Annotated in this window: 13 protein-coding genes; 3 read left to right on the top strand and 10 right to left on the bottom strand. The window is 66.2% G+C overall.

Going from position 1 to position 12468, the window contains the following annotated elements:
* Positions 1 to 20 precede the first annotated feature (20 nt).
* The 10 genes from U5A57_RS13450 to U5A57_RS13495 all read right to left on the bottom strand — a co-directional run bounded on the left by U5A57_RS13450 (position 21) and on the right by U5A57_RS13495 (position 8973).
* A complete protein-coding gene (locus tag U5A57_RS13450) occupies positions 21 to 347 on the bottom strand; it encodes a DUF4148 domain-containing protein (protein WP_158760898.1) in 327 nt (108 codons plus the stop codon).
* A 212-nt stretch (positions 348 to 559) separates the two neighbouring features.
* Complete coding sequence (gene gndA, locus U5A57_RS13455) at positions 560 to 1969, bottom strand: NADP-dependent phosphogluconate dehydrogenase (protein WP_321911550.1); 1410 nt, start codon at positions 1967 to 1969, stop codon at positions 560 to 562.
* 119 nt (positions 1970 to 2088) lie between these two features.
* On the bottom strand, positions 2089 to 2703 hold the full coding sequence (locus U5A57_RS13460) for a DUF938 domain-containing protein (RefSeq protein ID WP_321911552.1): 615 nt from the start codon (positions 2701 to 2703) through the stop codon (positions 2089 to 2091).
* Positions 2704 to 2751: 48 nt separating this feature from the next.
* The gene (locus U5A57_RS13465; protein ID WP_321911554.1) at positions 2752 to 3369 is read right to left on the bottom strand and encodes a pyridoxamine 5'-phosphate oxidase family protein; all 618 of its coding nucleotides are present in this window, start codon (positions 3367 to 3369) and stop codon (positions 2752 to 2754) included.
* A gap of 28 nt (positions 3370 to 3397) precedes the next feature.
* On the bottom strand, positions 3398 to 4264 hold the full coding sequence (locus tag U5A57_RS13470; RefSeq protein WP_321911555.1) for an NAD-dependent protein deacetylase: 867 nt from the start codon (positions 4262 to 4264) through the stop codon (positions 3398 to 3400).
* Positions 4265 to 4285: 21 nt separating this feature from the next.
* Entirely contained in the window at positions 4286 to 4531 is a 246-nt protein-coding gene (locus U5A57_RS13475; protein WP_321911556.1) for an oxidoreductase-like domain-containing protein, read from the bottom strand.
* A 108-nt stretch (positions 4532 to 4639) separates the two neighbouring features.
* Positions 4640 to 5404 (bottom strand): SDR family oxidoreductase, encoded by a 765-nt coding sequence (locus U5A57_RS13480; RefSeq protein ID WP_321911557.1) that lies wholly within the window; start codon positions 5402 to 5404, stop codon positions 4640 to 4642.
* Positions 5405 to 5431: 27 nt separating this feature from the next.
* Positions 5432 to 6373 carry a transporter substrate-binding domain-containing protein gene (locus U5A57_RS13485; protein ID WP_321911776.1) on the bottom strand — a complete coding sequence of 314 codons (942 nt, stop codon included), beginning with the start codon at positions 6371 to 6373 and terminating at the stop codon, positions 5432 to 5434.
* A 187-nt stretch (positions 6374 to 6560) separates the two neighbouring features.
* The gene (locus tag U5A57_RS13490) at positions 6561 to 7454 is read right to left on the bottom strand and encodes a LysR family transcriptional regulator (protein WP_321911558.1); all 894 of its coding nucleotides are present in this window, start codon (positions 7452 to 7454) and stop codon (positions 6561 to 6563) included.
* 109 nt (positions 7455 to 7563) lie between these two features.
* Positions 7564 to 8973: a DUF2252 domain-containing protein gene (locus U5A57_RS13495; RefSeq protein ID WP_321911559.1), complete on the bottom strand. Its 1410-nt coding sequence runs from the start codon at positions 8971 to 8973 to the stop codon at positions 7564 to 7566.
* A gap of 292 nt (positions 8974 to 9265) precedes the next feature.
* Here U5A57_RS13495 and gltS point away from each other — a divergent pair, with 292 nt between their 5' ends.
* From gltS to U5A57_RS13510, 3 genes are all read left to right on the top strand, one after another.
* Positions 9266 to 10480, top strand: coding sequence for a sodium/glutamate symporter (gltS, locus tag U5A57_RS13500; protein WP_321911560.1), 1215 nt, complete (start codon positions 9266 to 9268; stop codon positions 10478 to 10480).
* An 83-nt stretch (positions 10481 to 10563) separates the two neighbouring features.
* Positions 10564 to 11184 (top strand): LysE family translocator, encoded by a 621-nt coding sequence (locus U5A57_RS13505; protein ID WP_321911561.1) that lies wholly within the window; start codon positions 10564 to 10566, stop codon positions 11182 to 11184.
* Positions 11185 to 11376: 192 nt separating this feature from the next.
* Positions 11377 to 12354 (top strand): 2-dehydropantoate 2-reductase, encoded by a 978-nt coding sequence (locus tag U5A57_RS13510; protein ID WP_321911562.1) that lies wholly within the window; start codon positions 11377 to 11379, stop codon positions 12352 to 12354.
* The last annotated feature ends 114 nt before the right edge of the window (positions 12355 to 12468 follow it).

Genomic DNA, 12468 nt, shown 5'->3' on the forward strand with positions numbered 1-12468 from the left:
CGGTTCCGTTCGGTCAGGGCTTAGTGGCCGAAGTAAATGCGTTGGTTCGGTGCGACTTGCGCCGGTTGCACCGCTGCGCCCGACTGCGACGTGCCGACTGCCGGTGCGCCGTAGCCGCTGGTGTCGCCGGCGGCGAGCTTTTCCTCGGTCACGCGGGCTTGAGCGGCCTGCAGGTTTTCCGGGTAGTTCACATGGTCAGCCGACGGGTTGTAGCCAGCCTTCTCGAGTTGAACCAGTTCTGCGCGCACTTGAGCGCGGGTCAGGCCTTGCTCGCTCGACTGGGCGAACGAGATTGCCGGAACAGCAAGAGCGGCGGCAACAACGGCTGCGGAAATAAGCTTGTTCATGATCGGACCTCCATCTGTTTTATGTCGGCTTCGGAACACCGTGTTCGTCAGCCGTTGAATACAGTGTAGGCCTCCGGCTCATATAGGGAAAACCCTTATTCGTCAAAACACCGTTGCAATTCTCGCAATAAAAAAAGGTGAGTCCCAAGGACTCACCTTTCGATTCCAACAAAGACCGCAACGACATTGCGGTCTTTTGTCTTGCAATTTCCTTACGACCAGTCGGCGTGGAAGCTGCCCGGCTTGTCGATGCGCTCGAACGTGTGCGCGCCGAAGAAGTCGCGCTGCGCCTGCACGAGGTTGGCGGGCACGCGCTCCGAGCGGTAGCCGTCGAAGTAGGCCACCGCCGACGAGAACGCCGGCACCGGCACGCCCGCGCTCACCGCCTGGATCACCACGTCGCGCAGCGCCGACTGATAGTTGGCCGCGATGTCACGGAAATAGGGATCGAGCAGCAGGTTATCGAGCTGCGGGTTCTTCGCGTAGGCGTCCATGATCTTCTGCAGGAAGCGCGCGCGGATGATGCAGCCGGCGCGGAAAATCTTGGCGATCGTGCCGTACTGCAGGTCCCACTTGTACTCGTCGGAGGCGGCGCGCAGTTGCGCGAAGCCTTGCGCGTACGAAATGACCTTCGAGAAGTACAGCGCGCGGCGCACCGACTCGATGAACGCCTTGCGGTCGCCCGAGAACGGCTTCGTGTCCGGGCCCGAGAGCACCTTGCTCGCCGCCACGCGCTGCGTCTTGAGCGACGAGAGCACGCGCGCGAACACGGCTTCGGTGATGAGCGGCAGCGGCGCGCCGAGATCGAGCGCGTTCTGGCTGGTCCACTTGCCGGTGCCCTTTTGCGCGGCGCGGTCGAGAATCACGTCGACGAGATCCTTGCCCGTTTCCTCGTCCTTCTTGGTGAAGATCTTCGAGGTGATTTCGATCAGGTAGCTGTCGAGCTCGCCCTCGTTCCATTCGGTGTAAACCTTGGCCAGTTCCTCATTCGAGAGGCCGACCACCTGCTTGAGCACCGCGTAGCTTTCGGCGATCAGCTGCATGTCGCCGTACTCGATGCCGTTGTGCACCATCTTCACGAAATGGCCCGCGCCGTCCGGACCCATGTAGGCCACGCACGGCTCGCCGTCCGGCGCCTTCGCGGAGATTTCGGTCAGGATCGGTGCAACGAGATCGTAAGCATCGCGCTGGCCGCCCGGCATGATCGACGGGCCTTTGAGCGCGCCTTCCTCGCCGCCCGACACGCCCGTGCCGATGAAGTGCAGGCCCGACTTCGCGAGTTCCTGATTGCGGCGGATGGTATCGGTGAAGTGCGTATTGCCGCCGTCGATCAGGATGTCGCCCTTCTCGAGCAGCGGCTTGAGCGCGGCGATGGTGTCGTCGGTGGGCGCGCCGGCCTTCACCATCATCAGAATGCGGCGCGGTTTTTCGAGCGAATCCACGAACTCTTCGAGCGTGTACGCCGGCACGAGCTTGCGATCCGGATACTCAGCGATCAGCTCGTCGGTTCGGGCGCGGCTGCGGTTGAACACCGAGACCGCATGGCCGCGGCTTTCGATGTTGAGCGCCAGATTGCTACCCATCACGGCCAGACCCACAACGCCGATTGGCTGTTTGCTCATGTTGTTTCTCCACTTCATTCATAGACGGCGCCGCAACGGGGCGCCAACCGTGCAAGCATAAGGGAAACGCCCTGGAGCCGCGCGCACGCGCGCAATGCGGCTCATGTTTCCCTACCTGCTTAGCGTTTTCGGAACACCAGGCTGAAATTGTTCGCCGGCATCGCCACGCGCGCTTCGCAGTCGAAGCCTTGCGCCAGCGCCAGCGCCTCCACGGCCTCCATGTCGCGCACGCCCCAGGACGGGTCGCGCGCGCGCAAGTCGGCGTCGAAGGCCTCGTTGCTCGGCGCCGTGTGCGCGCCTTCGCGCCGGTACGGCCCGTACAGCACGAGCGCGCCCCCAGAAGCCAGGCGCGCGCCCGCGCCTTTCATCAGCGCTTGCGCGGCCTCCCATGGCGCGATGTGAATCATGTTGATGCAAACGACGGCGTCCACCAAGTCGATCGGCCAAGGCTCGCGTCGCACGTCGAGATCGAGCGGCGCGCGCAGGTTAGCCAGACCCGTGTGCTCGCGCCAGGCGTCGATCGAAGCGCGGGCGCGCGCGTCGGCATCGCTCGGCTGCCACACGAGGTCGGCAAACGCGGCGGCGAAATGGACCGCATGCTGGCCGGTGCCGCTCGCGATTTCGAGCACCGTGCCCCGCGCGGGCAGCGCGCCGCGCAGCACCTCCAGGATCGGCGCGGCGTTGCGCGCGGCGGCGGGGGCGGAAAGACGTTGCGCGGATTGCGGGTCGTTCATCGTGTTGCGTTCTCTTCAGCGTTGAATCGGCGTTGAACCGGCGTTCACTCAGTACAGCGTGGTCTTGATGCGTTCGGCGAGACCGGCTTCGTAGGTCTCGGCGTCGAACGTCTCGCCATATTGCTCCTCGTTCACGCGGCGCAGCATCTCGCCGGCGCTCGGCAGATGCGAGCGTTCGACGTGGTGCGACGGGTCCCACAGCTTCGAGCGCACGATGGCCTTGGAGCAATGGAAGTACACGCTTTCCACGTCGATCACGAGCACCGAGCGCGGCGGCTTGCCATCCACGGCGAAGCTCGCGACGAGTTCGGGGTCGGTGCTCACGCGGCCGCGTCCGTTCACGCGCAGCATCTCGCCCACGCCCGGCACCATGAAAAGCAGTCCCACCTGCGACGACGCGACCACGTTGCGCAGGCTGTCCACCCGGTTGTTGCCGGGGCGGTCGGGCAACGCAAGCGTGCGCTCATCGAGAATGTGCACGAAACCGGGTGCGTCGCCGCGCGGCGAGCAGTCGAGACCTTCCGGGCCGCCCGTGGCGAGCACGACGAACGGCGAGCTTTCGATGAAGCGCCGATAGTCCGCGTTGACGTGATCGATTTCCTTGCGCAACGCGCGTTCGTGCGGCGTGCCGTAGTGGGCTTCGAGGTCGGCTAGCGTGGTCAGCATGGCGTCGGTTCCGTGTAATCGTGGCGTGTCAGGGGACGAGTCGCGCGCCCAGTGCGTCGAGCACGGCGGCGCAGGGCGCTTCGAGCTTCAGCGCGAGGAGCGGGTCGGCGCGCGTCTTGCCCATGTTGATCGCGGCCACGGGCTTGCCGCGCTGCTGCGCCCAGGCGCAGAAACGATAGCCGGAATACACCATGAGCGAGGAGCCGACCACGAGCACGGCGTCGGCCTCGTCGAGCGCGTTCGAGGCGCTGGCCACGCGCTCGCGCGGCACGTTCTCGCCGAAGAACACCACCGAAGGCTTGAGCAGGCCGCCACACGCCGCGCATGCGGGCACGTGGAAGGCGTTGGCGCCGTCGAAGTCGAGATGGGCGTCGCCGTCGGCGGCGGGTTCCGCGATCGCGCCGGCAATGTCCGGATTGCGCGCCACGAGTTCCGGCTGGATCGAGGCGCGCGAATACTGCGCGCCGCAGTCGAGGCAATGCACGTGCGCGATGCTGCCGTGCAGTTCGATCACGTCGCGGCTGCCTGCGCGCTGATGCAGCCCATCCACGTTCTGCGTGACGAGCGTGCGCGCGTAGCCCGCCGCACCGAGGCGCGCGAGCGCGCGGTGTGCGCCGTTGGGCTGCGCGAGACCCACCGTGGGCCAGCCGATCAGGCTGCGCGCCCAGTAGCGCCGACGCATGCTCTCGGAGCCGAGGAATTCCTGCAGCGTGATGGGCGGCGAGCGCTTCCAGGCGCCGTTCTCGTCGCGGTAGCCCGGAATGCCCGAATCCGTGCTGATGCCCGCGCCGGTCAGCACGAACAGGCGCGGATGGCGCTCGACGAACGCCTGCAGTGCGTCGAGCGCGGCGGCATCGAGAACGGGAGCGCTGGGAGCGAGGATGGGGTCGGTCATGGCGGCGGGTAGCAATGCAGTTCAGTGCGAGGGCTTGCCGCGCGATTCGGTGGATTTCGCGGCTGGCTTGCGCGAGGCTTTCGCCTGCGCCGCGCGCTCGGCTTCGCGCGCTTCCCACGCAGCCAGCGCGGCGCGATACCGGCCGAATTCCTCGTCGTATAGATCGAAGATGCAGGGGTCGCAGCCGCTATGGCAGCAGTCGTCGTTATCGGGACATGCGGGCGGCTGGGGACGCGGATCGTCGTCCGGACGCGGGGGCAAAGACATGGGCGCTCAGGCGGCGTGGTGGTTCAGCGGCCAGTATACGGGACTGCGCGCGAGCGCGTGCGGACGCGCCTGCGCCCGCTCACATCCGTTTGCGCCCGTCTGTTGCGCTCAGCCTCGGCCCACGAACGGCATCTTCGTCGCCATGATCGTCATGAACTGCACATTCGCTTCGAGCGGCAGTTGCGCCATGTGCAGCAGCGCATCGGCCACGCGTTCCACGTCCATCAGCGGCTCGACGGCAATCTCGCCGTTCGCCTGCGGCACGCCGCGCGCCATGCGCTCGGCCATCTCCGTCGCCGCGTTGCCGATATCGATTTGCCCGCACGCGATGTCGTAGCGCCGGCCGTCGAGCGAAACGGTTTTCGTCAGGCCGGTGATGGCGTGCTTGGTGGCCGTATAGGCGATGCTGAACGGCCGCGGCGCATGCGCGGAAATCGAGCCGTTGTTGATGATGCGCCCGCCGCGCGGCGTCTGCCGCTTCATGAGCCCGAACGCCGCGCGCGTGCACAGGAACACGCCGGTGAGGTTTGTATCGACCACGGCGCGCCAGTCGTCCACCGAAAGCTCGTCGATGTCCACGGCCGGCGCGTTGCGGCCCGCGTTGTTGAAGAGCAGATCGAGCCGGCCGTAGCGCGCGCGGATCGTCTCGAAGAGCGCCTCGACGGCCGCCGCGTCGGTCACATCGCAGGGCGCCGCCAGCGCCTCTTCGCCACGCGCGCGCGCCTCGCCGGCGAGCGCTTCAAGCGGCTCGGCCCGCCTGCCCGCCAGCACAACGGCGAAGCCATTGGCCAGCAGCCGGCGCGCGCACGCGCGGCCAATGCCGCTGCCCGCGCCCGTCACCAGTGCGATTTTGCGTTGTTGCGTATCACTCATCGTTGCCTCTTGCTTTCGGTTGAGCCTTCAGTCGAGCGGCTGGTCGTTGGGATTCGCGAAGAGCGCTTTCATCGGCTCCGACATCGGATAGTCGAGATTCACGCCCGCAGGCGGAATGGGCGACTCGAACCAGCGCCGGTAAAGCGCGAGCGCTTCGCCCGAGCGCTCCATCTTCGCGATGGTGTCGTCGGCAATGCGCTTGAACGCGGTGTCGCCGCGCCTGAACATGCAGCCGTAGACCTCCGACCTGGCCGGGGTGCCAACGATCGCGTAAGCGTGCGCGTCGCTCATGGCATTCGCGCTTTGCGCCACCGGCGCACCCGGCGTCTCGCTCGCCATGTAGCCGGTTGCGAGCGCGGCATGCAGCAGCGGCTCATCCATCACGAAGGCAACGGCGCGTCCCGAGCGCACGGCTTCGACCGAATCGCCATGAGTCTTCGCTACGACGATGTGCATGTTCATCGCGCGCTCCAGGTTCCAGCGGCGCAACAGGCGCTCTTCCGAAGTGCCCGCGGTCGTGACCACGGTGCGGCCCGCGAGATCGCCGAAGTCCTTGACTGGCGAGCCGCGCTTCACGAGCATGCGCACGCCGTACTCGAAAAAGCTGTTCGAGAATGCGACGTCGTTCTCGCGCTCGCGCGTATGGGTCGTCGTGCTGCACTCGAGATCGATCGTGCCGTTCTGCACGAGCATGATGCGGTTTTGCGGCGTGACGATCACTTCGCGCACGCGCAGCGTCGGAAGCTTCAGTGTTTCGCGCACGCTTTCCACGATGCGCTCGGTAATCTCGTACGAGTAGCCCGTTGCGTGCCCGCCGCCGGCCATATAGGAGAAAGGCACGGTCGCATCGCGCACGCCAATGGCGATCGTGCCGGTGTCGCGAATCTTGCGCAGCGTGGGGCTTTCCAGTTCATCGGCATGCACCGCGCCCGCAGACGCGCAGGCGCACGCGAGCGCCGCGCAGCGCATGGCCAGGAGCGCGCGCGCCATGCTGCCGCGCCGCATGGAGCCACTCGGTGTTCCGGCGATGCCCAGCGGCTTTGACTCGCGCTTCAACCGTCTCTCCTGTGGATCGCTCATTCGTTCGCTTGAAGCGCGCACCGCGCCGCTTCCCCCTGCGCGCAATTGTACCGGTGGCCCGTGGCGGCTCGCGCCTTCACACCGCGCAAGAATGCGCGAGGCTTGCGCGCAGCACTTCCACGAACGCGTTGCCCGCCTGCGAGTCCAGGCCGCCTTCGCGCCACATGGCGAACACGCCGACCGTGAGCGCCGGTTCGACACGCCGGATCGCCACGGGCTCGCCCGCCCCGCGCGCGCTGAGTTCGTCGAGCAGCACGCGGCCGACGCCGCGTGCCGCAAGTGCGCGCGCGACGTGCCACGTTTGCGCCTCGACTGCCGCGAGCCGGTCGTCCACGCCTTCGGCTTCGAGCAGGTTGCCAATCGCCTCGCCGAGCGGGTCGACGTTGCCGATGCTGATCCACTCGCCGTCGACCAGATCGCGCAACGCGAGCGGCGCATGTTCCGGCGTGGGGTCGTCGGGCGGCGCGACGCAGACCACGGCCGTGCGCGCGAGTTCGACGGCGGCAATGCCCGGCCGCGCGGGCGGATTGAGCGCGACGCCCAGATCGAGTTCGCGCGTGAGCAGCGCGTTGAGCAGTTCTGCCGTGTGGCGCGTCTGGATCTTGAGCGACACATCGGGATAGCCCGCGCGAAACGACTGCACGGCAGCCGGAATCAGGCTCATGCCAAGGCTGGGCAGACAGCCGATGCGCAACAGCCCTTGCGGACGCAGCGCGAGATTGCGCGCGAGATCGCGAATGCCGTCGAGGTTCGATTGCAGCTTCTGCGTCTCGGCGAACAGCAATTCCGCCTCGCGCGTGGGCTGCAGGCGGCCGTGCGCGCGGCTGAAGAGCTTCAGACCCGCGCTGCGCTCCGCATGCGCGAGCACCTTGCTGACCGCGGGCTGGGACACGCACAGCAGCTCTGCCGCTTTGGAGAGCGAGCCGGTGCGCATGATCGCGTGAAAGACTTCGATATGACGTAGACGCATGGGGCGCATGCCGCACATGCGTTCATGCGCGGCGTGACGAAAGAAAACCGCAAGGATAGCGCGTTCGGGCCTGAAGCCAAATGCGGATCAAATGCGGCTCAAACGTGGTTCAAACGCGGAAATCGGACGCCATGTCCTCTTCGCTGCGCGCGACAATCTCGCCGCTGCGCGCGGCCTTGACGAACACGTCGTAATCGCGCTCCACCTGGTCGGCATAGCTGAACGCGTAGGTCGTGAGCGCCTCCGCGAACAGGTCGCTGCGGCCAATGTACGAAGAGATTTCGATAGCCGAGCTGCCCGACTTCGCATGCGCGCGAGCGAGCGCCCAGCCGCACAGCCTCGCATAGCCGCACAGCAGCGTGCTGTCGAGCAGCTGGAGATCGATTGAAAGCTTCATGTCGCGCAACTGGCGCACGTAAAAATGGCGCCCCGCGGGCCCCGTGGTCCAGCCAAGAAAGATGTCGCTCGCCGCCTGCAGAAGACGCTGGCCGTGCACGACACGCGCACCTTCGTGCTTGATCGAAGGCGACTTGAAGTACTGCGAAACAACCGAGCGCCGTGCCTCTTTCACCTGCAGAAAGAGCGGTTTCTCGTGATGATCGACGAGCAGCATCACGAGGCAGCGCGTGCCCACGCTGCCCACGCCCACGACCTTGAACACCAGATCCTGAATCGCGAAGTGATCGAGCAGTTCGCGCCGGTCGGGCGCGAGCGTTTTCGTGTATTCCTCGTACATCGGCTCGATCAGTGTGCGCCAGTCGCCGAGCGTGAACCAGTCGTCTTCCGGGTCGAATAACGTGTTCACGCCGTGCACGTGAAAGAGCGCGGGCGGCACGTCGTGAATCGTCCAGTGATCACCGTCGCGCTCCGCTAGCTTTTCGAGCAGGTTCTCGTGCGTGCGGTTCGCGGCCTTCTCCATGCCGCGCCGGATCAGGCGTCGGCCTTCGGGCGTGAGCGCGGTTTCGACCATGCGATCGAAGGTGATTTTGTCGTACCAGAGATCGAGCGCGCCGTACTCGGCATATTGGCGCAGGCGGTCGCGATAGCTGGTCACGGCCGCCATCACCAGTTCCTCGGCCACGCCGCGCGAGTAGCGCATGTGCCGCGCCGCCACGACGAAGCTCGCCACGAGGCGCTTCACGTCCCACTCCCACGGGCCGGGCGCCACCTCGTCGAAGTCGTTGAGATCGAACACGAGCTGGCGCTCGGGCGTGGCGAAGCCGCCGAAGTTCAGCAGATGCGCGTCGCCGCAAATTTCCATTGCCATGCCGGTGTTGGGCACGCCGGCGAGATCGTGCGCCTGGAGAATCGCGCTGCCGCGAAAGAACGTGAACGGCGAGACGATCATGCGCCCGTAGCGCAGTTGCACGAGGTTCGACACGCGGCCTTCGCTGCTTGCGCGCAGGAGGGCTAGCGGATCGCGCTTGAAGGTGCCGGTTTCCTTGTGGCTCGAACGTTTCGAGCGCTCGCGCACGGCACGCCCGGCCGCCTCGCGTTCAGCAACGGTGCTCCCATTCATGACCTTCTCCGGTTCTTGTACGGTCTCGCGCCGTCCTCGCAGACGGCCAGACTCGGGGGATATTCGTCCTGCATGAGCGGCGGCCTCGCGCGCGGTGGCCGCGGCGGAAACGTTGGCGTTCCGCTTGCGTATTTAAGCGTGGGGCCCCGTTTCGTGCAAGCAACGTGGCCGGAACCGGCGCGCGGTTGTACACCTCTGCGCACCATGCGCGCAACGCGCGAGCGCGTGGTGTACCGTGCGCGAAAGATGCGCCGCACGCCTCGCGCTCTCACCGCCCCGCCGGACACCCGCCATGAACGTCACAGTCTACGGAACGCTCGTCGTCGCATCGCTCGTGCTGCTGGCCGGACAGTGGCTCGTCGCCGCCGTGCCAATCTTGCGCAAATGGACAATACCGGAGCCCGTGGCGGGCGGCATCGTCGCCGCGCTGATCGTGTTCGGTCTGCACAGCTTCGCGCACATGGACGTGGTCTTCGACACCTCGCTGCAAGCGCCGCTCATGCAAGCATTCTTCGCCACCATCGGCCTCAATGCGAACCTCGCCAACCTGAAACACGGCGGCCCTGTGCTCGTGCGCTTTCTCGCCGTGGTGGTCGCGCTTCTCGTGCTGCAAAACGTGCTGGGCATTGCGCTCGCCATGGCGTTCGGCGTCGATCCGCTGTACGGGCTGCTGGGCGGCTCGGTGTCGCTCGCGGGCGGGCATGGCACGGGCGCCGCGTGGGGCGCGGTGTTCACCGAGCATCACGGGCTGCAGTCCGCCACCGAAGCGGCCATTGCCTGCGCCACGTTCGGGCTGATCATGGGCGGCATTCTGGGCGGCCCGGTGGCGCAGCATCTGATGAAGCGCATCGGCACGCCGGCTGGCGACGCGGCGCCCGACGCAAGCGGCGCGGCAACGCCCGACCCGTACGCATTCGAAGAACCGAAAGCCGAGCAGCCCACCACGCCGGGCGCGTTCATCAACACGCTCACGCTCATCGCCATCAGCCTAGCTGTGGGCGACGCGCTCTCCGGGCTCATCGCGGGCACCGCGTTCGAATTGCCCACCTTCGTGTGCGTGCTGTTCGTAGGCGTGCTGCTCGCCAATGGGCTCGCGCTCCTCGGGCGCCCCGTGGCCGAGCACGCCGTCGCGCTGATCGGCAACGTGAGCCTCGCGCTCTTTCTCGCCATGGCGCTCATGACGCTGCGCCTGTGGGACCTCGCCGCGCTCGCGCTGCCGGTGTTCACGATCCTCGCCGCGCAAACGCTGCTCATGGTGATCTACGCGATCTTCGTGACGTTCCGCGTGATGGGCGCAGACTACGACGCTGTCGTGCTTGCGGCCGGCCACTGCGGTTTCGGCCTCGGCGCCACGCCCACGGCGATCGCGAACATGCAGGCGGTCACGGCCCGCTTTGGCCATTCCCATCTCGCGTTTCTCGTGGTGCCGATGGTGGCCGCGTTCTTTATCGACATTGCCAACGCGATCACCATCAAGCTCTTTCTCCTGCTGCCGATTTTCCATTGAGCGGCAGGGCGCCTCACGCCAACCGCGCTAGAATGATGCGATTCACGGCGCGCCGCGCACGGCGCCAACGTTCGAGCGTCACTATGTCCCTCACTGCCTGGCTCTTCTTTCTGCCCGCCTGTTTCGCACTGAACATGGCGCCGGGGCCGAACAATCTTCTCTCCATCAACGTCGCCGCGCGGCACGGCTTCCTGCGCGCGTTCCTTGGCGGCGCGGGGCGGCTCGTGTCGTTCGCCGCCATGATCGCGCTCGCGGCCACCGGGCTTGCCGTCGTGCTGCGCGCCTCCGAGGCGGTCTTTTTCGTCATCAAACTGGCGGGCGCCGCTTACCTCGTGTGGCTCGCCGTGCAGCTTTGGCGCAGCGACGCCAACCCGATCGGCGAGAGCACGGACAGCGACGCCTCGCTCGCGCGCCTTGCGTGGCGCGAGTGTCTTGTTGCGGCGGGCAACCCCAAGGCGATTCTCGTTTTCACGGCCTTCCTGCCGCAATTCGTCGATGTCGCGAAGCCCATCGCGCCGCAGTTCGGCGTGCTCGGCGCGAGCTTTCTCGTGCTCGAATGCGTGGCCATCGCGCTCTATTCGCTTGCCGGCATGTACCTCGGCCGCTGGCTCACGCGCACCACCGTGCGCCGCTGGTTCAATCGCACCTGCGGCGCGTTTCTCGGCCTGATCGGCGTGAGTTTTCTGCTTGTGCGGCGCGCCTGAAGGCCTCGTTGCGCAACGCTTTATCCATAAGTTTCTCTTGATGATTTTCGCGAGAAACTTTAACTGTCGTTAATCGACAGCAGCCCCTATGCTCAAACCATCGTCCGGGGTCGCGGCGAGCGCCTGGCTTTTCCCCAACGCTCTCTGAAACGCCCACGGACAAGCGGTTTTCAACGTCATTGGGGTTTCAACATGAAGATCTGCATCTTTGGAGCGGGCGCCATTGGAGGCATGATGGGCGTGCAACTCGCACGCGCAGGCGCCGACGTGAGCTTCGTTGCCCGCGGCCCGCATCTGGCCGCCATGCGCGAAAACGGCGCTCGCCTGCTGATGGACGGTGAGGAGTACGTGGCGAAGGTGCGCTGCACGTCCGACCCGCGCGAACTCGGTGTGCAGGACGTCGTCATCATCACGCTCAAGGCGCATTCCGTGGCGGGCGTGATCGACTCGATGCAGCCGCTCCTCGGCAAGCATACGGCCATCGTCACCGGCACCAACGGCATTCCCTACTGGTACTTCTACCAGCACGGCGGCAAGTTCGCGGGCACGCGGCTCGAAAGCGTCGACCCGGACGGCTCGCAATGGAACCGCCTCACGCCCGAGCGCGCGATTGGCTGCGTCCTCTACCCGGCCGCCGAAATCGACGCGCCCGGCGTGATCCGCCATGTGTACGGCAAGAAGTTTCCGATTGGCGAGCCTTCGGGCGAGCGCACCCCGCGCATCGTCCAGCTCCATGAAGCCATGCAGGCCGCCGGGTTCGATGCGCCGATCCGCGAGAACATTCGCGACGAAATCTGGCTCAAGCTGTGGGGCAATCTCTGCTTCAACCCGATCAGCGCGCTCACGCACGCCACACTCGACGTCATCACGAGCGACCCGGCCACGCGCGCCGTGGCGCGCACGATGATGCTCGAAGGCAAGCGTATTGCCGAGCAGTTCGGCGTGAATTTCCGCGTGGACGTGGAGCGGCGCATCGACGGCGCGGGCGCGGTGGGCGCGCACAAGACCTCGATGCTCGTCGACCTCGAAACCGGCCGGCCGATGGAGATCGATCCGCTGATCACCGTCGTGCAGGAAATGGGCAAGCTGGTTGGCGAGCCGACGCCGGCCATCGACACGGTGCTCGCGTTGATCAAGCAGCGTGAGCGCATGGCCATGCAGGCGGCTTAAGTCACGGCGAAGGGGCGGCGCGTGCGCCGCCTTTTTTTGCGGGATTGCGGAGCCTGGAAAAGCAAAACGGATCGCATCGAGCGATCCGTTTTTGCTTTGCAGCAGAAGGAAACA

The organism is Paraburkholderia sp. J11-2, from assembly GCF_905220185.1.
Taxonomy (GTDB): Bacteria; Pseudomonadota; Gammaproteobacteria; order Burkholderiales; family Burkholderiaceae; genus Paraburkholderia.

Bases quoted from the DNA above. Each gene is read 5' to 3' on its own strand.
- U5A57_RS13450 (WP_158760898.1), bottom strand. From the start codon at position 347: ATGAACAAGCTTATTTCCGCAGCCGTTGTTGCCGCCGCTCTTGCTGTT.
- gndA (WP_321911550.1), bottom strand. From the start codon at position 1,969: ATGAGCAAACAGCCAATCGGCGTTGTGGGTCTGGCCGTGATGGGTAGC.
- U5A57_RS13460 (WP_321911552.1), bottom strand. From the start codon at position 2,703: ATGAACGACCCGCAATCCGCGCAACGTCTTTCCGCCCCCGCCGCCGCG.
- U5A57_RS13465 (WP_321911554.1), bottom strand. From the start codon at position 3,369: ATGCTGACCACGCTAGCCGACCTCGAAGCCCACTACGGCACGCCGCAC.
- U5A57_RS13470 (WP_321911555.1), bottom strand. From the start codon at position 4,264: ATGACCGACCCCATCCTCGCTCCCAGCGCTCCCGTTCTCGATGCCGCC.
- U5A57_RS13475 (WP_321911556.1), bottom strand. From the start codon at position 4,531: ATGTCTTTGCCCCCGCGTCCGGACGACGATCCGCGTCCCCAGCCGCCC.
- U5A57_RS13480 (WP_321911557.1), bottom strand. From the start codon at position 5,404: ATGAGTGATACGCAACAACGCAAAATCGCACTGGTGACGGGCGCGGGC.
- U5A57_RS13485 (WP_321911776.1), bottom strand. From the start codon at position 6,373: ATGCGCTGCGCGGCGCTCGCGTGCGCCTGCGCGTCTGCGGGCGCGGTG.
- U5A57_RS13490 (WP_321911558.1), bottom strand. From the start codon at position 7,454: ATGCGTCTACGTCATATCGAAGTCTTTCACGCGATCATGCGCACCGGC.
- U5A57_RS13495 (WP_321911559.1), bottom strand. From the start codon at position 8,973: ATGAATGGGAGCACCGTTGCTGAACGCGAGGCGGCCGGGCGTGCCGTG.
- gltS (WP_321911560.1), top strand. From the start codon at position 9,266: ATGAACGTCACAGTCTACGGAACGCTCGTCGTCGCATCGCTCGTGCTG.
- U5A57_RS13505 (WP_321911561.1), top strand. From the start codon at position 10,564: ATGTCCCTCACTGCCTGGCTCTTCTTTCTGCCCGCCTGTTTCGCACTG.
- U5A57_RS13510 (WP_321911562.1), top strand. From the start codon at position 11,377: ATGAAGATCTGCATCTTTGGAGCGGGCGCCATTGGAGGCATGATGGGC.